Here is a 22,328-nt window from a genome sequence, read left to right on the forward strand (position 1 = left end):
CGTGACAAAAGGAAAGCCAAAGCGCGGGAGCCCCGGCTATGACTTTCCCTCTAATTCGAACGTCACCGATGTTTAATTCGCGTAGAACTACGAATTAGTTTTGTTTTTTATCTTCATCCACAACTTCGTAATCAGCGTCTACGACGTTGTCACGTTTAGCAGAACCTTGTTGCTCTTCAGCACCTTGCGCTTCTTGCTCTTGCGCCTGAGCTTGCTCATACAGTTTCACGGACAGTTGTTGAACGATCTCTGTCAGTTCTTCTGTAGCAGCTTTGATATCTTCCAGGTTGTCGGAAGCCAGCACGCCTTGCAGTTTTTCTTTGGCAGCATTTGCTTTTTCAACTTCGCCAGCATCTGCTTTTTCGCCAAGATCTTTGATCGTTTTGTCAACAGAGTAGATCAATTGATCTGCACTGTTTTTCGCTTCAACGAGTTCTCTGCGTTTTTTATCTTCTTCAGCGTGCAACTCAGCATCTTTCATCATTTGCTCAACTTCTGCATCGCTCAAACCGCTGGAAGAAGTGATTGTGATTTTTTGAGTTTTGTTAGTACCTTTATCTGTTGCAGATACGTTAACGATACCGTTGGCATCAATATCGAAGCTAACTTCGATCTGCGGAACGCCACGTGGAGCTGGTGGAATATCACCCAACATGAAACGTCCAAGCGATTTGTTACCCGCTGCCATCTCACGCTCACCTTGCAGAACATGAATCTCAACGCTTGGTTGATTGTCTGCATATGTGGAGAATACTTGAGATTTGCTTGTAGGGATCGTTGTGTTACGCTCGATCATTTTAGTGAATACGCCACCTGCTGTTTCGATACCCAGGGACAGTGGAGTTACGTCAAGCAATACAACGTCTTTCACGTCACCTGTCAGTACGCCCGCTTGTACAGCAGCACCCAAAGCTACAACTTCATCCGGGTTAACGCCTTTGTGAGGCTCTTTACCCGTCAGTTTTTTGATTGCTTCTTGAACTGCAGGAATACGTGTGGAACCACCAACCAATACGATCTTGTCGATATCGTTAGCTGTCATACCCGCATCACTCAATGCACGACGAGTTGGTTCAAGCGTACGCTCAACCAGACCTGCAGAGATTTCTTCAAATTTCGCACGGCTCAGGTTCAACTCCAAATGCTGAGGAACGCCATCAGCAACCGTGATGAACGGCAAGGAGATCGTTGTAGTCAATACGCCGGAAAGTTCTTTTTTCGCTTTTTCCGCTGCATCTTTCAAACGTTGAACCGCTGCTTTATCTTTACTCAAGTCAATGCCTTGATCTTTTTTGAATTCACTTACGAGGTAATCAATGATTACTTGGTCAAAGTCATCCCCACCCAGTTGGTTGTCCCCGCTAGTTGCTTTAACTTCGAAGAAGCCGTCACCCAGTTCAAGAATGGATACGTCGAACGTACCGCCACCCAGGTCATATACGAGAATCGTTTGGTCTTCGGATTTCTCCATACCGTATGCCAAAGCTGCTGCTGTAGGCTCGTTGACGATACGCAGAACTTCCAAACCTGCAATTTTACCCGCATCTTTAGTCGCTTGACGCTGACTGTCATTGAAGTAAGCTGGTACAGTGATAACTGCTTGAGTTACCGTTTGACCCAGATAAGCTTCAGCATCAGTTTTCAATTTTTGCAGGATGATTGCAGAGATCTCTTGTGCAGAGTAGTCTTTGCTATCGATTGTTTCCTTGTGGGAAGTACCCATGTGACGTTTGATCGACATGATGGTACGATCCGGATTGGTGATCGCTTGACGTTTTGCAGTTTCACCAACAACACGCTCTCCATCCTTTTTGAAACCAACTACGGATGGAGTTGTACGTGCGCCCTCCGGATTTGGAATTACGACAGCCTCGCCGCCTTCCATTACTGCTACGCATGAGTTTGTTGTTCCTAAGTCAATACCAATTACTTTGCTCATCCGAAAATTTCCTCCTCAACAATTTAAAATGAATGGGTCTGATCTGACCCTTATTTAGATGTTCATGTTGCTAATCGTGCTCTATGTGTACAAACCTTTATATTAAACTTCGCCCACATTGTTCAACCACGGAGCCAACTCATTCCTTCCTATAAGGGAATTATGAGCTGACTTTTACCATAGCTGGACGAAGCACTTTATCTTTCAGCATGTAGCCTTTTTGGACTTCCTCAACAACGATACCTTCTTCGTACTCGTCGCTCTCCACTTGCATAATTGCTTGGTGGAATTCAGGATTGAACGGTTGTCCTACCGATTCCATAGCCGTCAGACCTTCATTATTCATCACGGTTTCCAATTGACGGAAAATCATTTGGATGCCTTTTGAGAAAGATTCGACCTCTGCTCCTTCCGGTACAGTAGCCATGGCGCGCTCGAAGTTATCAATAACCGGTACCAGTTCGGTGACCAGCTTCATCGAAGCATATTTAGCCAATTCTTCTTTTTCCTTCTGCGTACGACGACGGAAGTTATCAAAATCAGCCTGTGCACGGACATAACGCTGCTGTTGCTCCTCAGCTTCTGCCTTCAGACGTGCAAGCTCATCCTGCTCCTGACCAGCCATCTCTTCAGCTTGTGCTTCTGCAGCGCCAGCTTCATTAATAGGCTCCTGCTCAGCTGCTGTTACCTCTTGTTCTTCTGTAAATGATTGCTCCTCTTTCAAGATGTTCACCTCCTTATACGAATGAAATGGTTCATTCCCGAATCTTATTTGAAACGATGTGTCAGCATCGTCGTCAAGTCACGGGATAGTGTATTTAGAATATGAATGACACGTGCATAATCCATCCGCGTGGGTCCTAAAATACCGATCGAACCCAATGCCTCACCGTCCAATGAATAGGAGGCTGTAATCAGGCTGCAGTTGGCAAAGGCTTCATGATCATTTTCAGTGCCGATTCGCACTTGAATACCAGATCCACCCGGCACGGGCATCATCAATTTCATGAGTGTTGGTGTCTCTTCCAGCAGGTCAAGAATATCTTTTACCTTTTCGATATCTTTAAACTCCGGTTGAGTCAACATGTTGGTGGCACCACTGAGGAACAGACGATTATCATGTTCGTTGTCAAAGGCACTGTTCAGCACCTGCATAACTTCCTCATAACGTGTAATATGCCGTTCCATCTCTTGACCAAGTTCGGTATAAAGACGGGATTTCAATTTGTAGATTGGTACGCCCACAAGTTTGGTATTTAACAAACGAACCACATTTTCCATCTCGGCTACCGAAATTTCTGGTGGAATCTGGACCGTCTTGTTCTCCACCTGACCTGTATTGGTCACAATGATTGCCACAGCTTCACTTTCATTCAACGGAAGCAATTGGAAGTGACGTAGGGACGTATGGAATACTTCCGGTCCAAGCAGGATCGAAGTATAATTCGTCATATGTGACAAAATATTGGATGCATGCTGAATAACTTGCTCCATGACGTTCAACTTTTCAGCGAAGAACGACTTCAGATCATCCAACTCCTGAGGCTCCACCTGATTCCAGGGAACCAAATGATCGACATAATATCGATAGCCTTTATGGGATGGAATGCGTCCAGCCGATGTATGCGGCTGTTCCAGAAAGCCCATATCTTCGAGGTCCGCCATTTCATTACGGATCGTCGCCGGACTGTATCCAACATCTCCCCTTTTGGAAATGCTCCGGGACCCTACGGGCTCAGCTGAACGGATATAGTCATCCACTATAGCGTTCAGAATCATTCGTTGACGCTCTGTTAACATGGTGAGTATTCCCTCCTTCTGACTGTACTGTCCCATGTCGTTAGCACTCCGGTTAGATGAGTGCTAAGCGGTAATACAAAAATACCAAACTGACGTGAACATTGTCAAGTGAGTTTGATGAGTGGGCTCATCTATTTATAGTATAGACCAATGTCAACGAGTCCTAACAACTTTATTGTACATACTTTAAAGTAAAAAAAGGACTGCATGTAAGGCAGAGGCTGACTCGGCTCGATCCATGCAGTCCATTCAGTTATTAGGCTGAAACGTTAAGCTCTTTTAATACCGCGATCTCATCACAACAATCCTGCTTGCTGCAATGAACACAGTCGGTCCATACTTTCTCGGGGAAAATCTCCTTTTCCACCACGGCAAAGCCGTTTTTGAGGAAAAAGGACACTTCATATGTCAACGCCATAACCTTAGGAATCTGTTGTTTCTCCGCTTCTTCTACCAGTCGGTCCAGCAATCGGGAGCCAATACCGAGCCCTTTGTGCCCTTCCGAGATACCGAGTGATCTGACTTCTACCAGATCATTCCCCAGACGACAAAGCGATCCGCAACCCACCACTTCACCATCAACTTCGGCTACAACAAAGTGCTCCAGCTGTCGGTGCAGTATTTCCCGTGATCGCGGAAGCATGATCCCACGCTCTGCATAGCCCTTAATCATTTCATACAGTGGTTCAACATCTTCCGGCACGGCTTTTCTGCATATTACCGACATCCTGCTCTCCTCCTATTACCAAGCTTTCCAGAGGAAAGCTGACTTCGTAGTTGTTAAATTAACACGCTCTGTAAAATCAATATGAATAAATATACAACAGAGCGTATAGAATTTCAAGCTATGAATTCAGCGATATGGACCCGATAAACTCCGCAAAAACGTCATTTCCGAACAGGATACCCTGCTCGCTCAGTCGGAAGCCGTCTGCCGTCCGCTCAAGCAGCCCTGCGTTCAGCATTTTGCCCAAAGGCTTCGCAAACACTTCTTCCATGGACTCTCCGAACTGTTCGCTAAAACGTGAGGCCGAAGCCCCCTCCAACATTCTCAGTCCAACCATCAGATAATCTTCCATGGCCTCAGGGCGAGCAATCTCAAAATGATCCAGACGAGGCAGTCCTGCACGCGAAGCTTCAACATAAGGATTTATACCTTTAATATTCATATGCCGTTCGCGGCCTACATATCCATGCGCACCTGCACCCAGACCATAGTAGTCCTCATTACGCCAGTAGGTAATATTGTGACGACTCTCAAAGCCCGGCTTGGCAAAGTTACTGATCTCGTATTGTCCATAACCTGCTTCTTTCATACGTCTCATTAATAGAAGATACATCTCCAGCTCGTCATCTTCATGAGGAAGTGGCAACTGGTTCTTCTGATACAGTGTATGGAAAAGTGTATTCTCTTCCACTTTCAGGCTGTAGATGGAGTAATGCGGCAGATCAAGCTCCAGCGCTTTGTCGATACTCTCATTTAACATCTCTACGGTCTGGTTCGGCAAACCAAACATCAGGTCAATGGACAGGTTATTCAATCCTGCTTTACGAGCATTCTCCAAACTGCGATATACATCATCCGTATTATGAATACGGCCAATGCCTGTCAGCAGATCATTCTGAAATGCCTGTACGCCAAAGCTGACACGGTTGACGCCGCCTTCTTTCATCGCAGCGAGTTTCTCCGCATCTGTTGTTCCCGGGTTGGCTTCCATTGAAAATTCAATATCATCCGCCCAATTTGGGAAATACGTCTTCACGGAACGAAGAAATACTGCCATCTCATCCGGTTTCAGAGCCGTTGGCGTACCCCCACCTACAAATATGGTCTTGATCTCCCCCGGTGGATTGGCCTTAACTGTATGTTCCATCTCCCGTTCCAGCGCTTCGAGATATTGCATCACGGGCTGATCTTTCAGAACGTAGGAGTTAAAGTCGCAATAAAAACATTTATTCGTGCAAAAGGGAATGTGAAGATACACCGCTTGGGGCGCACCTGTCTTCCGGCTGTGTGCTGCCAATGTCATGGCAAGTCCCCCTCTATTTGAAAAAAGGAAAGCCATCCGGCTTCCCTTTCAGCTTAGTTATTTAATATTCTGTGTTGTACCAATTCAATTTCGATACACACACTCTGTGATGTACCCGAAATTGAATTCTCCTAATCTAGTTTGAATACTCACATTCTGTGACGTATTTCAAATTAGATTATTTAATCATCAATTTTCAGTACCGCCATGAATGCCTCTTGTGGCACCTCAACGTTACCAACCTGCTTCATCCGCTTCTTACCTTCTTTCTGCTTCTCAAGCAGTTTCCGTTTCCGCGAGATGTCACCACCATAACACTTGGCAAGTACGTTTTTACGCATTGCTTTTACCGTCTCACGAGCAACAACCTTGGTACCTACAGATGCCTGAATTGGCACCTCGAACATTTGCCGTGGAATCAGCTCGCGCAGTTTCTCACAGACAATGCGTCCGCGATTATAGGCACGGTCACGGTGAACGATGAAGGACAGAGCATCCACCTGTTCGCCATTGAGTACAATATCCATTTTCGCCAGATTGGACTGACGGTAACCGGACAACTCATAATCCAAGGATGCATATCCTTTGGTACCGGATTTCAACTGGTCGAAGAAGTCATATACAATCTCGGACAACGGAATCTCATAGGTAATGGTAACCCGGGTCGTGTCCAAATATTCCATATTTACATATTCACCGCGTTTATTCTGACACAGCTCCATAATGGTACCTACATAATCATTCGGTACGATAATATCTGCCTTGACGTATGGTTCCTCGACGTAATCAATCCGTCCCACCTCAGGATAGTTGGATGGGTTGTCGATTTTCATCACTTCACCGTTCGTTAAAGTGACGTGATAGATTACACTTGGTGCCGTTGTGATCAACGGAATGTTAAACTCCCGCTCGATCCGCTCCTGGATAACGTCCATGTGAAGCAGTCCAAGGAATCCGCAACGGAATCCAAAACCGAGTGCACTGGATGTTTCCGGTTCAAAGCTAAGAGACGCATCGTTCAACTGCAATTTCTCCAACGCTTCACGCAGATCAACATAGTCCGATGTTTCGATCGGATAGAGACCACAATACACCATTGGGTTAATTTTACGATAACCCGGCAAAGGTTCCGGTGTTGGATTTTTGGCATCTGTCACCGTATCCCCGACTTGTGTATCGCCAACATGCCGGATACCTGCAACTATAAATCCAACATCCCCGACGTTCAGCTCGTCCACGATGGTCATACGAGGTTTGAACGCTCCAACTTCAATGACTTCAAATGATTTACCTGTTGCCATCATTTTGATTTTGGAACCGGATTTGATTTTGCCATCAACAACACGCACATATACAATTACACCTTTGTACGGGTCATAGTGCGAGTCAAAGATCAGCGCTTTCAAAGGCTGGTCAGGATCACCAGTTGGAGCTGGAACACTTTTCACCACTTGCTCCAAAATTTCTTTGATTCCGATTCCTGATTTGGCCGAAGCCAAGACCGCATTACTTGTGTCCAAACCAATAACGTCTTCCACTTCCTGCTTCACCCGTTCAGGATCAGCGCTTGGAAGGTCAATTTTGTTGATTACTGGTAAAATTTCAAGGTTGTTATCCAATGCCAGATACACGTTGGCAAGTGTTTGGGCTTCGATTCCCTGAGCCGCATCCACAACCAGCAAAGCACCTTCACATGCAGCAAGACTGCGTGATACTTCATATGTGAAGTCTACGTGTCCCGGTGTATCAATCAGATTCAATAAATACTCTTCACCATCATCCGCTTTGTAAGTCAAGGCTACTGCTTGTAGCTTGATCGTTATTCCACGTTCGCGTTCAAGGTCCATCTTATCCAGAACCTGTTCCTGCATTTCACGTGACGTGAGCGCACCTGTGTGCTCCAAGATCCGGTCCGCAAGTGTTGATTTGCCGTGATCTATATGTGCAATGATAGAAAAGTTACGAATTTTACGTTGTCTTGCCCGAATGTCAGTCATTCCTTACCCCCAGAAACAGCCTAGTGTCAATCACTTCATTATAACAGTTGAAGCACAGTGCATCAATCCCGTGTTGTCTCAACTTTATAATAAAGTGTGATCATACACTCCTAGAGGTAATATTGTACCTTTAACCCATGGTATTTTATTCAGCAACGCCACTAAAAAGAGAGACTACCCATTTGATGCCACTATGTGAGAGATTTTGCAATAGTCCAGCCGTTTTGTCTGCCAACACATCGACCGGAGCCTTACTCTGATCTGCCCCAAGCACTTGGCTTGGTGACTGAACAGGTACAAACGTTGGTTCTTTGATCTCCTTCTGGACAGGTGCAGTTGGAACAGATTCGGTAACCGATGAAGTTGGCTCAGTTGTCACCACGGTTGACGTGCCTCCTGATGGATTGCCCATATGAAAGTTGCTGCCAGCCAGCTGCATTCCGAACAGAACACCCAGCAACATTAATACAGCCATGGATAACAGTCTTTTACCGAATCTGGACATATGCTTTGCCTCCTGTCACTCTACTATTTTTATCTTCTTTACATATATAATTCCTATCCACCCTGCGACGAGGTTTCCGCACTAGCTTTGTCCACCTTCTGATCTTCCCAATACACTTGGGCAATCATGTCTGCTAGAATCTTCGATGTCCGTTGTAACTCAGCTCCTGTGTTGTCTATGCCGCCAATCTCAATCAAAATGCTGTTGGGTGAAAGGGTTTGATTATACTCTCCATTGTTGGCTCCTCCGCCATCCTTGCCCCACACACCACGGGATACCCCAGGATACTTGGCTTCCAGTTTCTTATGAATTTTCGCTGCAAAGGCTTCATTCTGCCGCCAATTTGGATTTTCATGTCCAATAATGAAATACACTTTGGCATAGCCCAAGTCATTAATTGTTGTTGTTGTTTTGCCATGACGCTGTGAATCACGATGAATGTCTATGAGATACGTCAGATCATCATTTTGAGCGAGTGCCGCTTTTACCGTTTGACGGGAGTATTTATAGGAATAGTTCCAGTTGTAGTCCTTAACTTTAGTGGGGTAATCATCCTTGGCGTGTTCTACGCCGATTCCCAGCTTCTCCAGACTGTCTGAGAGGTAGGTTCCCACTTGAAACACATTGCCTGTTGATTTGCCTGATGATGGATTATCACTTTTCGTACCTAGCAGTGGATTGTAGCCTTCCCTTGGATGGGAATGATAGATAAGAATTGACTTTTTGCCTGTTGTCGGTGAGCCTGAATTGTCTTTCTCACCATTCTTCGCTGGAGGATCTTCTTTACCTTCTCCATCTCCAGGCTCACTCGACTCAGGTGGATCCGTATTGTCTTGGCCTGGTGGAATATGCAGCTCACTACCAGGTTTTCCTCCACCTGCGGAAGCCGTATCCGTAAGACCGGGACCGGGCTGATAATCCTCGGGAGCCTCTGCTTTTTCGTTACCAGATCCAGGACGGAGCAGAACAGGTTGGTTGGAACCCATGCCCGGCATTTCTCTCGCAATCAGGCTCTTCGGATCTTGAGGATTTACATTCGTTAGTAATTGGAAAACAAAAGAGGTGAGATTCTCACCGGATATGGCAGAGGTCTGTTCCTTCTGGGTGAGATGAGGCATCTCCATACCGAGCATATCGACGAAAAAGCGGCTTGATACGGCACTCGCAAATCCTTTCATGGAAGAAACGGGTGAATTATTCAAGCGTTTCTCTGCCATGCCCCCCAGACCCAATACGACAAAAAATAAGGCAGATATGATCATAAGCAACAACAACGTACGGCCCATGGCCAGCACGTGCAGACATCTTTTTTTCCACTTTCCAATATTCCAGGCCAATATCTTGTTCATTCTGCTGTCTCCTTCCCTGCTGGACAACTCTTATACTTCAACTCTATGAGCCCGCCCAATTTGCTAGAACAGGAAAATGAAAGATTCCAGAAACAAAAAAAAGAAAGTCCGATAGATTCGGACCTTCTTCTCAGCAGTTTTAAGTTTTAATGTGTATAGGCGGCTACGTTATCCGGATTCACTGCATCATGGAGTGCGGCGTTAAGTCCTGTAGCGATAACATTGGCAATTCCCTCAATAAACTCATCGATTTCCTTTGGGGTAACAATGAGGTCATGACCCAGTGGCTCCAGTACCTCTTTCACCAGACTCAAGCGATCTTGCTCACCGATGTCGTCCAGCATACCCATGATCTGTTTGGTCTGATCCGTTTCCTGGCGGAAGTGTGAGCGCATCATCTCAATCACATTGTTCACAATGGTGGACGCATAACATACGGTTGGTACTCCGATGGCGATGCAAGGCACACCTAATATCTCACGGGTCAGGCCACGCCGTTTGTTTCCAATACCGGAACCCGGGTGAATACCAATGTCCGCTACCTGAATCGTTGTATTTACACGTTCCAAGGAACGGGAGGCCAGCGCATCAATCGCAATAATCGCATCCGGCTTGGTCCGGTCTACAATCCCCTGTACGATGTCACTGGATTCAATGCCCGTTGTACCTAACACGCCGGGAGCAATCGCGCTGACTTCCCGATACCCTGGCGCAACCTGATCTGGCACTAATTCGAAATACTGACGGGTTACCATCAGATTTTCCACAACAAGTGGACCGAGTGAATCCGGGGTGACATTTAAGTTGCCCAAGCCAACAATCAAAACCTTGGATGTTTTGTTAATTCCGGCCTTAACCATAAAATCTTCCATTTCACGTGTGAACTCGGCAGCAACTCGCTCCTGTAACTCGGTATCACCATTCCGTAGTGAAGGTACTTCCAAGGTGACATAGTGACCTTTCACCCGACCAATAGCCGTGGCTGCTTCTTCAGTCAGGACATCAATACGTGTAATCGTAATGCCCTCTTTTTTCTCTACATCTTCCTGTAGTCCGGGAATCGTCTGTTTCTGTCCACCTTGCGCCATTTCCTTGGAGTCGATCGCCAAATCGGTACGAACTGTATAGTTTTGCAAATCCAGTGTCATTCTGTCCCTGCCTCCCTTACCGCATTTGAGCATATTGTGTGGGAAAAAGGGTTTCTTTATACAGCATGTCGAACATCGTAGGAATATCTGTTGCATTTTACATGCTAGCGTGATAGAATATTTTAAGTTGTGAAACGTTTGTATTCATGCAAATGCCTTACAGGAGGTGAATGTAATGCCAAACATCAAATCCGCTGTTAAACGCGTAAAAACGAGCGACAAGCGCCGCGCACTCAACGCTTCTCAGAAGTCTGCACTCCGTACAGCTGTTAAAGCTGCTGATGCTGCTCTGGTAAGTAACGAAGTTGATACTGCAAAAGCTGCGATTCAAGCTGCTTCCAAAAAGCTGGACAAGGCTGTAACTAAAGGTCTGGTTCATAAAAATGCTGCAGCACGCAAAAAGTCTCGCTTGGCGAAAAAACTGAACGCTCTTTCCGCACAAGCGTAAGAAGCGTTACTTATACGATCCAATGGAAAAATCCTGAACAGCATAGGCTTTCAGGATTTTTTAGTATCTGATTCGATAAGTATAAGACACAAACAAAAGCGACCTTTATTCCGATGATTTAACGATCATGGAGCAAAGGTCGCTTTGTTTGTTATTCACACTAGTAATCTATTACGTTTACTTGTCCATTCATGCACCAAGTCTCAATAAGAACAGCTCCAGACCAAGTACTTTATCCACCGCTCCTGTTTTCATCTGGTAATCCAGTTCGCTGAGGTGACTCAGAATCATTCTCAGACGTTCCGGTTGAAATTTACGAGCTTGTTCACCCGCAATCTTAACGGCATATGGATGCAGACCAAGCTGACTGGCAATCTGCTGCTGGGAGTAACTTTGTTGGCCCAACTCTTTCACCTGGATCATGATCCGAAACTGACGTGCGATTAAAGCCGCAATTTTAATCGGTTCTTCCCGCTGCTTCAGCAACTCATAGAAAAGAGCCAACGCTTTCTCCAGTCGCAAATTAGCGAGTTCTTCCACCAGCGAAAATACATTCTGCTCTGTACTACGGGCAACCAGTGACTCGATATCAGCACGCTTGATTGTCCCCCCATTTCCCGCAAACAAACATAACTTGTCTACTTCAGCAGACAGGGTCTGCAGACCTGTTCCCGCATAGCTGATCAACGTGTCCGCCGCTCCCGTCTCAAAGGATACATCCCGCTGCTTCGCCAGTTTCACTATCCAATTCAACAGCTCATCTCCACTAAGTGGAGCAAAAGCAAGAACTACTGCCTGTTTCTTAACAGCCTTCACCAGTTTCTTACGCTCATCCAGCTTATCCCCTTGGGCCAGAAAAACAATCGTACTGTAATCTGCCGGATTTTCCATATATGTAAGCAGACGATCAACCTGATGTTCAATCTTGGATTCTTTACCTGCAGTGAACAGGCTCGCGTCCCTTACAATAATTAATTTGCGTGGAACCAAAAAAGGTACAGTCTCTGCTTCTTCAATAACAACCTCCACAGCCGTTTCAGACAAATCATATGGAATAATCGCAAAATCACGATGTTCTTCTTCAATAACCTGTTCTTTTAACATATCCGTAAATTGCTGTATCTGATACTTTTCCGTTCCATACAGCACATAGATCGGAGCCGGTTCTCCATTACGTATTGCCTTTGTTGCACTTTTTACATCCATTCACGGTGCCTCCTTATCCCTCTTATCCTACCAGAAAAAGTGCAAGACAACAAAGGGACCTTACATCCAGTTTACGGATGAAGGTCCCCTGTCCTACATCTATATAAACGCAGACACCAGCAGTTCTAGAAAAAGCCGGTGCGCGGTCATACGACGTCAGTTGTTTGAACTGAGATAGGACGTTTTGTTAATTCCACTATATGCTTGTCATACTGAAAATGTTCTTTCGTTTGGAGAAGCGCACTCCCCATTTTTTAATTATTTCGCAGGAGCTCCACTTGGAACGACAGGTACATTAAACGAGTTCTTCGCCGTTGTTCCGTCCTTGTCCGTCTCGTAATTAAATAGGGTACCATCCTTGGACCAACTCGCTGACTTCAGTGTCCCCTCTATACTGCGTTGTTCAACCAAATTCAGAACATCCGGTTCATTGGCAGGTTTGGAGTATATGCTGAGTTGATCACCAATAAGCATAACTACATAGGAGCCGTCAGGTGATTTCCATTCTTTTGGTGCTGCCGTTGTAGCCATTCCCTGATCCGGTCCTGCTGCAAAACCTTTGTTTCCTCCAGATGCGTCTGTACCTGCACCGGAATCAGGAGCAGAACTGCCTTCCACCGGAGCATCTTCATTTACATTCGGTACGATTGTCTGAGAAGTGAAGGAATCTCCATTTTCTGTTTCTGTTACTCCATTCTCTTCCCCATCTGCAGAAGATTTGGGAGCATCTCCTGATTCTTGATTTCTCTTCTCAGAATCTTGGTTCTGAACCTGACTCTGCTGATTATCGGTCGAAGGAGTTTTAGACGAATTATCCTGAGTTCCTTTATTCCGAGCAGGTGTTGATTCGGTAGCCGGTTGTTGAGGTTCCGGATCTGATTGAACTTCAGGCTCCTGTACCTTATCTCCACCGTTCTCTTCAGGCAAGGTTTCTACGCCTTGGTTGTCTGGTTCAGTCGGTGAAACATTCGATTGATCCACAAACACATCGTTGCTGCTTGGTTGGGATGAAGTGGCAGGATCAGAATTTTCAATACTCTTGCTTAATGGATTCTCATCCACATTGCCACTCTCTTGAGAAGCCCCAGAGCTCATCAGCATGGAATCGGCATTCTCGATCTGTTCAGGATTATATCCCCAGATGGCGAATCCCAATACAACTGCCGCAGCCGCTGCACCCATGGACATACGTCCTGCCATCGAGTTAAGCCATTTTTGCTTCGTTTTCCGCTCACTTGAACGTTGTAAATTCTCAAATGCAGCGGGGACAGGATTCATTTCCTGTATGGTGCTACTTTGTTCCTTCCGCGCTTCGTCAATGGCATCAAGCTGTGGCATAATCGCATCAACCAGACTAAATTTCGGGCTTACTTGCGGTAATTCTTCCAGTTCTCTGGAAAGAGCTCTGAGTAAACTAAAATTTTCGGCGCACTCCGGACACTTTGCCACATGCTGTAGCATCTGCGCGGTTTCCGCCTCGCCCAGATCATGATCCAGATAGCGGTGCATCCATTCCACCACCTCTTCGCATTTCATCCTGTCACACCACCTTTCTGATATTCCTGTAGTAGATTCTGTAATTGCTGTCTGGCTCTAAATAAATAAGATTTCACCGTATTCAACGGAAGATCGAGACAATCCGCAATTTCATTGTAGGATAAGTCCTGCAAATATCTTAGAACAATAACGGTACGATGATGCTCGGGAAGCTTGTTGATCGCATCCTGAATGTCTTGGGCCACATATGTAGACATGACCTCGTACTCCACATCCTGATTATCCTGAAAAACCATGTCATGTTCGTCAATGGAGACGGACGGTTTGGTTCTTCTGAATTTATCAATACAGATGTTCGTGACGATGCGTTGTACCCATGTTTTGAATTGGGCCTTTTCTTCGTATGAATTGATTTTGGTGTAAATTCGGATCAACGCTTCCTGAGCAGCATCCAAAGCGTCCTGTTCATTATTTAGAATGTAATATGCGGTCCGATAGACATGTTGTTCAATCTCCCGCAATAGGGTAATTAGAGCGTCGCGATCGCCCGATTGAGCGGCTCTGATGAGTTCCGGCTCTACCACAAAGGATCCCCCTCTCCCTGCAACCTTACAGACGTGATCATCAATAAAATTGTTGCAAAGTTAAGTATTTTTTTTAATTTGCCATAACAAAATAACGGCGTATGTATTCGGGCCGCTGAAATCTTCTCTTAGAATAACAGAAATTGCATAATGAGTCACCAAACGTATCCAAAAGGGATTCCATTACTTACACGACTCAATTCAAATGCAATGGCATACATTATAGCTAAGCACTTTTTTGGTTCTGAAAATAAAAAAAGTCGAAATTTGTCCAAATTTAAGCTATTTTTAATGCAATTTTCATGAAAATGGTGTATTGTAAATTTACATTCATAAACACGAGGTGATGAGCATGCCAGCTCTAGCGAAAATTCAAGCTTTAAAAGAACAAATGCCCAAAGAATACCAAAGTATTTCCCACTTTGTAGAACATGCATTGGAGTCCATTGATACTCTGGTCGAGGAACATCGGAAATACGTTGCTGCACAGGCATTATACGGCGATAAAATCGTTGGATCGGAAGAACGCTTGTACAGAGAAACCGTACTTGATGTCAGAGCACAGTTGTTGATGACTCTTGAGAAAACGGTAGAAGATCTGTTGCACAAGGGCGACAAACACTGGAACAAACACTTTAAGGATGGCGTGGAGTAGTTCTTATATTTCTTCTACATTTTGAAAAAATGGCCCGTTTTCCGATATTCTCCCTCGTGGAGTGTAACGGAAAGCGGGCTTTTTTTGCTGTGACTTACAATCAAATGAAGTGATTAATTGGTATATTCATCAGTAAATCGCCATCAGTTTGCCATTGAGAAACCCCAAAGCTCTTATGCCTGCGGAGCTGGCATACACCCAAACCTCGATTTTGCCTTTTGAACTCGTTTCATACGTAATGCTCGATGGATCTCCCCATGCAAGGCGCACCTGAGTTATGTTCATTCCTAAAGCTACTTCTCCAGCAATGATTTTATTCCAAGTGGACTTGGACCAATTGCATTTCTTATACGGATCAGAAGTGAAGAATTGGTTGGAATCGGCAAGCATCTCCGTCACACTGGAAGGTGCACCTCCTGCGTAGGCAGAAACGGTTTTTCCTTTTGCATTACGGAAGATAATAGAGTAACTTCGATCACCGTATTTAATCTTCTCAATTTTGATATCTGATATGGTCACTTTACTGAAACGTTGCCCTAAACTCGTATCACTGTTGATCCAGTAGGACTTGCCAATGAAGCGAGCAAGATTCCCCAGCTCTTTTTTCTTGATCAGTGCAAGTGTGTCCTTCGATTCCACCAGAATAGAAGAATTTCCAACCAGCACCTTGGCCTGCTTTAGCTCAGCATCCCATATACATTTCCATCCAACAATGTGGCGCCTGTTAACTTTTGCTGTGAATCAACGTTCAGTTGAAGACTTGAAGCCAAACCTCCTATCTTCAACGTCACTTTGGTTGTTCCCATGCCCGTAACCTCTAGTTTGCCTCCTGCCTGAATCTGTGCAACTTGGGGCTGCTCCACTATAAGTTCTTCAGGCAAAGGTGAACGTTTGTTCTTGAAACCATTACTATAATTCTCCTGAACGGTAAGGGTGATCATATCCCCAATAAAAGCTTCCTTGGAAGATGCCGTAAGTGTCACTTGATTTAACCCGGGAGCTGATAGAGGAGTTAACTTTCCATTATCATATGTAGCCCATGATCCATCTTGTAACTATGTATATAGCTCATCCAGATTAGGCGCATACACCATCTACGATACGTTACTTAAACCAGGCAGTTGCTCGCCCTTATATTTGGCAGTTCGATCATAGCTCCAGACGGTTCCATCCTGTTTCACCGTGAGCAGCTTATGCGTACCCCACCACCAAATCAAAGATTGCATATTATTCGCAACCGTGATGTAGTCATCCTCATACAGCATACTTACAATCACTACCGAGCCTTCATTTTTCAGCACAGCTGCGTAAACACCATTCGTTGCAATTGCTTTACCATCAGGTACATTTCCAGCTTTACGTATTTTGTTGTATTTGTCATAATATATATCTCCTGATGAAGATAATGCGCTATAAGAAGAATCGCTTCCAGCACTACTCCAATAAGAATCCGCATCGATAATCGATTCCAAAACCTTAGCCTGATCATCCACTTGTGGCCCCTTTAGACCAAAGTGTACCATCGTCCAGCAAATAGTCATTTCGGTCAAGAACTGAAGTGATGGAATTACCCGACCCAGATGATGCAAAAGCGGAGGACTGTCCTGCGATCAAACCGATAACTAAAAGTCCAATGCATAGGGCTATCGCTTTTCTAATCCATTTCACTCTAAACTTCTGAGTTGCATTTCTGTTCTTTTTACTTTGCGACATTTCTACAAGTTCCATTTTCTTGATCCCTCATTATTATGTATAGTGCTACGATCCCTAAGTATCTCTATCCCTCCTCTAAGGTGGGACTAACTATTATTTGGTAAAAAACCATAATCCTGCAACAAAAACCACCTACCAATAATAAAACCCCAACTCAAACCATATTTTTACACGAAATTAACGATTAACATACAAATACTTCTATTCAATATTCTAGAATGAAACATATAAACGTACATCCGCAACAAAATTTAAATTCAATATAGGGAGATTAAATGAATCTAAAAATCTTTTTCAAATACTTCCTGGGATTCTTTTTACTCTGTAGTGTGTTACTTTTTGCATTTAATATGATAATAGGACATAAAAGTTGGGATCAAATCGATCACATACTTAACTTATTCAGCGCAACTATAATTAGCTTGGTAGTTGGCATCTCAAAGGCAAGAGAGTAATTTGTTTTTAGTTGATTCCACTAAATGACAATCGAATAAAGTGCATCACAATTGGAAATGTCACCACCATGCAATTCAAAAAGAAGTCGTTCGCAGCGGAACGACTTTTTTCTGTTATTGGTCAACCAAGTACTACTTTCTCAATGTCCCTCACTCATTCTTTCTCAGCCTGTATATGCTAAAATATAGTAACTCCCCAAGTCTATCAGTTGTTTAATATAGTTATTCAAGATGGAGGTCAATATTTAAATGACAAACACCCATAGAATCAATAGGCCGCGCGGAAAAATACTTGCAGCTGTATTAACTGCAATTTTCATTTCACTTGCAATGGGGATATATCACTATGTCCCTATAGATGAAAGATTGGAAAATACTTACTATTATTCATTCGGGTATAAATTTGCAGTTGGATTATTGATTAACCTCGCTATTTTACTTTTCTTAATTATGCCACTTTCCATATTGGTGGATGGATTACTTTTATACAGAAAAAAAGATAATACGTATATAAGATTGCTCGTTGCTATTGCCGCATATGTTCTATTAGGCTTCACAGGTGGGATCATCTACTCGATATTTACACTTAACTTCAATACTTTTTCTGCTCAAACTCTCTACATCATTGTAGGTTCTCTTGTCTTTTTAACCTTCCAATTGGTATTAGATCGGCGTTTTTTCATTTTTCATCACACCGATAAATAGGTTGCGTGCCGTCACTCAACTCCAAACAACTTGTACCGAATATCAATCTTCCCATCTTTCACTCTCATCTGGACCTCACCCATCTGATCCGTCCGATAAATATCTGACCCGATAGCCTCCAGACGTTCCATCACTCCCGGATTGGGATGCCCATATGTATTGTTAACTCCAGCAGATATCACAGCGGTTTTGGCATTCCAGTATTGGAGCCAGGCTTCGGTTGAAGACGTTTTACTCCCATGATGAGCTACTTTTAAAACGTCAATGGAGACAAATGCTGCTGAAGCATCTTTTGAATCAACCTGCAACGGTCGTGTAAGTATCCTTTGTACAACTCCCTCTGTAACTCCAATATCTGTACCTTTCTGTTCAAACTGGGCAGCTAACGAGCCATCCTGAATCATATAGAGCAGGTCCTGCTCGGCTGCTGCATCCATATCTCCGGTGAACAACATGGAAGCCCCGGCCATTTCCAGCAAAAAGACAACGGAATCATGATTCTGATGTTCAGATACAGGTAAACTGCCTGATGCATTTACATCCATATGTGCCAGATCCGGAGCTATAAAATGTAAAAATGTCTCTTTATCAGCCTTATAGGACATGCCCTGCTGAATGGCGTACAGAGGTATTTTCCGTTCCATGGCTGTATTCAGTAACTTATCAAAGTTATCCTTACCGCTGGTCGTGCCATTAAACATGAAACGTTTAACCGGAATCTGTTCCAGCACAGCCTGTAGCCCTCCGGCATGATCCTGATCAGCATGTGTTACAATGACAGCATCCAGTTGATGGATGCCTCTTTTTTTCAATAGAGGAACAACCACCTTGGCACCTACCTCATACGGATCACGTCTTGTTTTCCACGATTGTTCGGTGTTCCCAAAACTAACCGTTCCCCCGCCATCCACCAAAATATGTTTGCCTTCCGGGGTTGTAATCAACGTGCTGTCCCCTTGTCCAATATCCAAAAACTGCACGATGCCGGTTCCAGCAGGCTTGGGAGTCTGATATGCCCACCATAATCCAGCAATAAAGCTGATTGCGAGCAACCCGCACAACCATCGCTGAGCTTTACTCATTCGTTCATGTGCATAATATCCTGCACCTCGTGCGGTAAATGCACTTATATATTCCGGCCAGGCAATACTGGCTCCTAATGTCGTTAATGAAGTTTCTTTTCCACCTACACGGTTCTTACCTTGATCCTGTGCCACGGTAGACATCGAAGAGCGAATGCCCATATTCGCCATTGAAACTGAAGGTTGTCCCCTCACAAGAGGAGCCGTCTCTTCCTCAACAAACGCTGTTTCTTGCTGCTCACCATTGCCACGATGCAACAGGTAGAGTAAGGCATACAACACAGCATAATATGCGGCAATCCATAACAAGGGCGGTGTTGCCCAGATCAATACAAAACCTGGCAGGCTATTCATCCACTCCACGCTTATAAATGTCAGTTGATTCAGTTGCATCGCAATCCATGCGAGAGGTTTCGCCAAGGGAACCCATATGAATGACAATAACATGGCGACCGTCCCCAGAGGTAATACAATAGCACTAATCAAAGAAACCAGCAGAAAGTTAGCTACAAATGAAAGCAATGAGAACTGATTGAAATAGAGAATGGTTACTGGGAACGAAATCAGCTGAGCGGTCACCGTTACGGATGCTGTTGCAGCCAGTGATTTCGGCCAGCTGCTGAACAGTCGGTTAATCAATGGCATGTAGATCATCAAACCTGCGGTCACAAGAAAGGATAACTGGAAGCTCACGCTTAATAAAAAGTACGGGTCCCACCACATCATCAGCAACGCTGCTGCACTGATCATCTGAAGGCCATCTCTAGCGAGACCGCGACGTGCCATGTACAACCCAATCATGGACATAATTCCTGCCCGAATTACTGAAGGTGAACCTCCGGATAACAGTACATAAGCTGGCACCAGGATCAGAACAATCGTGAGTGCCGTCTCTCTGGTAAGCCTTAGCCAGGATAGAATAAGGAGAAGAGAAGCGACATATACAGCGACATGGGTCCCGGAGATTGCCAGGATATGCGTTAAACCCAATTGTGAAAACTGACCATAGGTACCTGGATCGATATCAGTAGCCATCCCGATAATAAGACCCTTCATATATCCTGCATGAGGCTCTGGAAATAAATGCTCAACCGCCGAGCCCAACGTATGCCTTGCCCAATCCGTCCATCGTAGTACGTTAAATTGTCCAAGCCCCTCAGGAGGCGTAGCTGTTACCGAACCGGCTCCCTTCACTTTGAACAACCAATGGATATGCAAGGTTCGCAAATAACTGCGATAATCAAACCCGTCAAAGTTCCTGGCTTCGCCAGGAAGGGCAAAAGAACCATTAAGCGTGATTGTATCGCCCCTCTTCCAGCCCGCTGCTACCTGTTGTTCTTCTTCCTCCAACAGTCTGACTTGTACCATCAATTGTTCATCTATTTGGAATGCAGACGCTGCCAGATCTGTATCTGCTGATGAATCCGATATGGGCAATATTGAAGACATCTGCATCTTAAAGTCAGCCCGATCTCCATCAATACGTACATCTGACACAAGCTCACCCTGAATTTCGGCTACCAAACCGTCTAAGTCTCGAATAGCAATATGGGTAGTCTCGGGCAGACTGCTATGATTGCGTGCGTCATTCCATTCCCAATGTGCAGCACCTCCAATAAAGGCAGAGAGCAAAAATAAAATGGACCATCCACGAACATCCATAAAACGAAGTAGAAGTGGCAGACATGCCAGCGCTCCAATCATCCCCCAGATTAACGTCCAGCCTGTTAACGCACATGCCATTCCGCTACCGCATAACCAGCAAATCGTAAAACTTAACAACGGTCTGCCTTTCATTTGTCCCACTCCTTCATGTCACCCGTTGAACGCAGAAAAACCCCCGGAAAGCCAATTCAGGCTTGCCGGAGGTTCTCCCTCACGTATTCGATCATATTTACATTAATTGCTCACAGTCATCATCGTTTCCCGCGGGGGCTGGTAATTCTCCAGCCTGCGGAACGTTATGCCCTTCTGTTCCATCATATTTGTAACCTTGCCGGTATCTTTAGGATAAGAACGATGAAACACGATTTCTGTAATCCCGCTATTCGCCAGCATATTGGCACATGTCCAGCACGGTTCGTCGGTCACATACACGGACGAACCTTCGCGGTCGATTCGATCTGTGAATAAAAGCAAATTTTGCTCCGCATGAATTGTACGAATGCATCGTTGCTTTTTCACCATTTTTTCTTGCCCATCGGTTACGACCAACTCATACTCTTCCGATATCATGCAACCTGCCTCAGAACAATCCGGGACGCCGGTGGGTGCACCATTATAGGCTGTTCCCAGCAGTTTCTTCCCTTGAACAAGAACGGCACCCACATGACGACGCGAACAGCGGGAACGGGTGGAAACCATATACGCGATGTCCATAAAATACGTATCCCAGTCCTTGCGTACCTCTGTACTCATGCTGTTTTCCTCCCGCTTAACACAATTTATATTTTAATATTAACGGATCTGCACATACGGCGCCATCTTCTCCAGCATCTTCATGCCGATTCCTTTGACCTTTGTCAGATCACTAACTTTGGCAAAAGGACCATGTGCATTCCGGTAGTCCACAATGGCCTGAGCTTTCTTCTCCCCAATTCCGGGAAGCTCTGTAAGCTTGGAGACAGGTGCCGTATTCACATCAATCTTGCCATTGTCGCTAGTTTCCTCACGAACTACAGCTGGGTTACTGCTTGATACCGTCTCGGAGGAAACCGAAGGATTCGAATTCGTACCCTGCACAATCGGTTCAGTCGAAATAGCCGTATCTGATGGATTATCGTTCGTCTGACTTGTAGTTTGAACTCCCGAATCACCATCAACTGAAGCGCTCGCAAGCTCTTTAGACTTATCTGCCTTTGCCTCATTCCCAGTCTGCACCCCACTTGCATCCGTTCCCGAAGATGATCCCGTGTTGCCCTGAACCGAAGTAGCCGACTGTACAGCAGGAAGTTCCTGCTCTATCGTCGGCTTCTCGGTGCCGAGCTGCAAGGGTTCCCAGCCACTAGGTGGTTGTTCACTTTTGCCCGACCATAATATAAGTATACTTCCAACCACTGCAGCAGCAATGGTCATCCCTTTATTCCATCTCATTCTTCCACACCTCTCCCTGAATTCAAAATCATTCATTTCGAACACGGGCGGTGCTTCCGAACCGTTGTACTTTCCTGATGAAACAAGTTGTGCATTTTTCATGTCATGTGAAACAGGTCCTC

21 protein-coding genes are annotated in these 22,328 nt (G+C 44.9%); 3 read left to right on the forward strand and 18 right to left on the reverse strand.

Features of this window, described 5'->3' with window-relative positions:
- Positions 1 to 94 precede the first annotated feature (94 nt).
- The 9 genes from dnaK to gpr all read right to left on the reverse strand — a co-directional run bounded on the left by dnaK (position 95) and on the right by gpr (position 10,768).
- Positions 95 to 1,939: a molecular chaperone DnaK gene (gene dnaK, locus V6669_RS21615; RefSeq protein WP_338588006.1), complete on the reverse strand. Its 1,845-nt coding sequence runs from the start codon at positions 1,937 to 1,939 to the stop codon at positions 95 to 97.
- 160 nt (positions 1,940 to 2,099) lie between these two features.
- Entirely contained in the window at positions 2,100 to 2,672 is a 573-nt protein-coding gene (gene grpE / locus V6669_RS21620) for a nucleotide exchange factor GrpE (RefSeq protein WP_133385571.1), read from the reverse strand.
- Between the two features lie 35 nt (positions 2,673 to 2,707).
- Entirely contained in the window at positions 2,708 to 3,739 is a 1,032-nt protein-coding gene (hrcA, locus tag V6669_RS21625) for a heat-inducible transcriptional repressor HrcA (protein WP_338588007.1), read from the reverse strand.
- 256 nt (positions 3,740 to 3,995) lie between these two features.
- Positions 3,996 to 4,466, reverse strand: coding sequence for an N-acetyltransferase (locus V6669_RS21630; protein ID WP_017687214.1), 471 nt, complete (start codon positions 4,464 to 4,466; stop codon positions 3,996 to 3,998).
- A gap of 118 nt (positions 4,467 to 4,584) precedes the next feature.
- On the reverse strand, positions 4,585 to 5,769 hold the full coding sequence (gene hemW, locus V6669_RS21635) for a radical SAM family heme chaperone HemW (protein WP_036668565.1): 1,185 nt from the start codon (positions 5,767 to 5,769) through the stop codon (positions 4,585 to 4,587).
- 182 nt (positions 5,770 to 5,951) lie between these two features.
- Entirely contained in the window at positions 5,952 to 7,766 is a 1,815-nt protein-coding gene (gene lepA, locus V6669_RS21640; protein WP_076211672.1) for a translation elongation factor 4, read from the reverse strand.
- A gap of 145 nt (positions 7,767 to 7,911) precedes the next feature.
- Positions 7,912 to 8,271, reverse strand: a complete 360-nt coding sequence (locus V6669_RS21645; RefSeq protein ID WP_338588008.1) for a hypothetical protein — start codon at positions 8,269 to 8,271, stop codon at positions 7,912 to 7,914.
- A gap of 53 nt (positions 8,272 to 8,324) precedes the next feature.
- Positions 8,325 to 9,620, reverse strand: coding sequence for a stage II sporulation protein P (locus tag V6669_RS21650; RefSeq protein WP_338588009.1), 1,296 nt, complete (start codon positions 9,618 to 9,620; stop codon positions 8,325 to 8,327).
- Positions 9,621 to 9,766: 146 nt separating this feature from the next.
- Positions 9,767 to 10,768, reverse strand: a complete 1,002-nt coding sequence (gene gpr, locus V6669_RS21655) for a GPR endopeptidase (protein ID WP_036615103.1) — start codon at positions 10,766 to 10,768, stop codon at positions 9,767 to 9,769.
- Between the two features lie 175 nt (positions 10,769 to 10,943).
- On the opposite strand from gpr, the gene rpsT reads away from it, so the two are divergent.
- Positions 10,944 to 11,216 (forward strand): 30S ribosomal protein S20, encoded by a 273-nt coding sequence (rpsT, locus tag V6669_RS21660; protein ID WP_024628504.1) that lies wholly within the window; start codon positions 10,944 to 10,946, stop codon positions 11,214 to 11,216.
- A 189-nt stretch (positions 11,217 to 11,405) separates the two neighbouring features.
- On the opposite strand, the gene holA is transcribed toward rpsT, so the two are convergent.
- The 3 genes from holA to V6669_RS21675 form a co-directional block, all read right to left on the reverse strand.
- Entirely contained in the window at positions 11,406 to 12,422 is a 1,017-nt protein-coding gene (gene holA, locus V6669_RS21665; protein ID WP_338588010.1) for a DNA polymerase III subunit delta, read from the reverse strand.
- A 258-nt stretch (positions 12,423 to 12,680) separates the two neighbouring features.
- A complete protein-coding gene (locus V6669_RS21670) occupies positions 12,681 to 13,958 on the reverse strand; it encodes a zf-HC2 domain-containing protein (RefSeq protein ID WP_338588011.1) in 1,278 nt (425 codons plus the stop codon).
- Positions 13,955 to 14,503, reverse strand: coding sequence for a sigma-70 family RNA polymerase sigma factor (locus V6669_RS21675; protein ID WP_017687205.1), 549 nt, complete (start codon positions 14,501 to 14,503; stop codon positions 13,955 to 13,957). The genes V6669_RS21670 and V6669_RS21675 overlap by 4 nt, the downstream gene beginning before the upstream one ends.
- A 352-nt stretch (positions 14,504 to 14,855) precedes the next feature.
- Between V6669_RS21675 and V6669_RS21680 the strand changes: the two genes are divergently transcribed.
- Positions 14,856 to 15,158: a hypothetical protein gene (locus tag V6669_RS21680; RefSeq protein WP_062835531.1), complete on the forward strand. Its 303-nt coding sequence runs from the start codon at positions 14,856 to 14,858 to the stop codon at positions 15,156 to 15,158.
- 129 nt (positions 15,159 to 15,287) lie between these two features.
- Here V6669_RS21680 and V6669_RS21685 read toward each other — a convergent pair whose 3' ends face one another.
- The 3 genes from V6669_RS21685 to V6669_RS21695 all read right to left on the reverse strand — a co-directional run bounded on the left by V6669_RS21685 (position 15,288) and on the right by V6669_RS21695 (position 16,747).
- Positions 15,288 to 15,824, reverse strand: a complete 537-nt coding sequence (locus V6669_RS21685; protein WP_338588013.1) for a hypothetical protein — start codon at positions 15,822 to 15,824, stop codon at positions 15,288 to 15,290.
- An 11-nt stretch (positions 15,825 to 15,835) separates the two neighbouring features.
- Positions 15,836 to 16,141, reverse strand: coding sequence for a hypothetical protein (locus tag V6669_RS21690; protein ID WP_338588015.1), 306 nt, complete (start codon positions 16,139 to 16,141; stop codon positions 15,836 to 15,838).
- A gap of 111 nt (positions 16,142 to 16,252) precedes the next feature.
- The gene (locus V6669_RS21695) at positions 16,253 to 16,747 is read right to left on the reverse strand and encodes a hypothetical protein (protein WP_338588016.1); all 495 of its coding nucleotides are present in this window, start codon (positions 16,745 to 16,747) and stop codon (positions 16,253 to 16,255) included.
- A gap of 828 nt (positions 16,748 to 17,575) precedes the next feature.
- On the opposite strand from V6669_RS21695, the gene V6669_RS21700 reads away from it, so the two are divergent.
- Positions 17,576 to 18,031, forward strand: coding sequence for a hypothetical protein (locus V6669_RS21700; protein ID WP_338588017.1), 456 nt, complete (start codon positions 17,576 to 17,578; stop codon positions 18,029 to 18,031).
- Between the two features lie 11 nt (positions 18,032 to 18,042).
- Here the strand turns inward: V6669_RS21700 and V6669_RS21705 are convergent, their stop codons facing one another.
- From V6669_RS21705 to V6669_RS21715, 3 genes are all read right to left on the reverse strand, one after another.
- On the reverse strand, positions 18,043 to 20,910 hold the full coding sequence (locus V6669_RS21705) for a ComEC/Rec2 family competence protein (protein ID WP_338588018.1): 2,868 nt from the start codon (positions 20,908 to 20,910) through the stop codon (positions 18,043 to 18,045).
- A 102-nt stretch (positions 20,911 to 21,012) separates the two neighbouring features.
- A complete protein-coding gene (locus V6669_RS21710) occupies positions 21,013 to 21,531 on the reverse strand; it encodes a dCMP deaminase family protein (protein ID WP_338588019.1) in 519 nt (172 codons plus the stop codon).
- 39 nt (positions 21,532 to 21,570) lie between these two features.
- Entirely contained in the window at positions 21,571 to 22,206 is a 636-nt protein-coding gene (locus V6669_RS21715; RefSeq protein WP_338588020.1) for a helix-hairpin-helix domain-containing protein, read from the reverse strand.
- Positions 22,207 to 22,328 lie beyond the last annotated feature (122 nt).

This window comes from Paenibacillus sp. Y5S-9 (genome assembly GCF_036894235.1).
In the GTDB taxonomy this organism is placed as follows: Bacteria; Bacillota; Bacilli; order Paenibacillales; family Paenibacillaceae; genus Paenibacillus.

Excerpts from the sequence above, each read along its gene's own strand:
- dnaK (WP_338588006.1), bottom strand. The coding sequence starts at position 1,939 with ATGAGCAAAGTAATTGGTATTGACTTAGGAACAACAAACTCATGCGTA.
- hrcA (WP_338588007.1), bottom strand. The coding sequence starts at position 3,739 with ATGTTAACAGAGCGTCAACGAATGATTCTGAACGCTATAGTGGATGAC.
- V6669_RS21630 (WP_017687214.1), bottom strand. The coding sequence starts at position 4,466 with ATGTCGGTAATATGCAGAAAAGCCGTGCCGGAAGATGTTGAACCACTG.
- hemW (WP_036668565.1), bottom strand. The coding sequence starts at position 5,769 with ATGACATTGGCAGCACACAGCCGGAAGACAGGTGCGCCCCAAGCGGTG.
- lepA (WP_076211672.1), bottom strand. The coding sequence starts at position 7,766 with ATGACTGACATTCGGGCAAGACAACGTAAAATTCGTAACTTTTCTATC.
- V6669_RS21645 (WP_338588008.1), bottom strand. The coding sequence starts at position 8,271 with ATGTCCAGATTCGGTAAAAGACTGTTATCCATGGCTGTATTAATGTTG.
- V6669_RS21650 (WP_338588009.1), bottom strand. The coding sequence starts at position 9,620 with ATGAACAAGATATTGGCCTGGAATATTGGAAAGTGGAAAAAAAGATGT.
- gpr (WP_036615103.1), bottom strand. The coding sequence starts at position 10,768 with ATGACACTGGATTTGCAAAACTATACAGTTCGTACCGATTTGGCGATC.
- rpsT (WP_024628504.1), top strand. The coding sequence starts at position 10,944 with ATGCCAAACATCAAATCCGCTGTTAAACGCGTAAAAACGAGCGACAAG.
- holA (WP_338588010.1), bottom strand. The coding sequence starts at position 12,422 with ATGGATGTAAAAAGTGCAACAAAGGCAATACGTAATGGAGAACCGGCT.
- V6669_RS21670 (WP_338588011.1), bottom strand. The coding sequence starts at position 13,958 with ATGAAATGCGAAGAGGTGGTGGAATGGATGCACCGCTATCTGGATCAT.
- V6669_RS21680 (WP_062835531.1), top strand. The coding sequence starts at position 14,856 with ATGCCAGCTCTAGCGAAAATTCAAGCTTTAAAAGAACAAATGCCCAAA.
- V6669_RS21700 (WP_338588017.1), top strand. The coding sequence starts at position 17,576 with ATGACAAACACCCATAGAATCAATAGGCCGCGCGGAAAAATACTTGCA.
- V6669_RS21705 (WP_338588018.1), bottom strand. The coding sequence starts at position 20,910 with ATGAAAGGCAGACCGTTGTTAAGTTTTACGATTTGCTGGTTATGCGGT.
- V6669_RS21710 (WP_338588019.1), bottom strand. The coding sequence starts at position 21,531 with ATGAGTACAGAGGTACGCAAGGACTGGGATACGTATTTTATGGACATC.
- V6669_RS21715 (WP_338588020.1), bottom strand. The coding sequence starts at position 22,206 with ATGAGATGGAATAAAGGGATGACCATTGCTGCTGCAGTGGTTGGAAGT.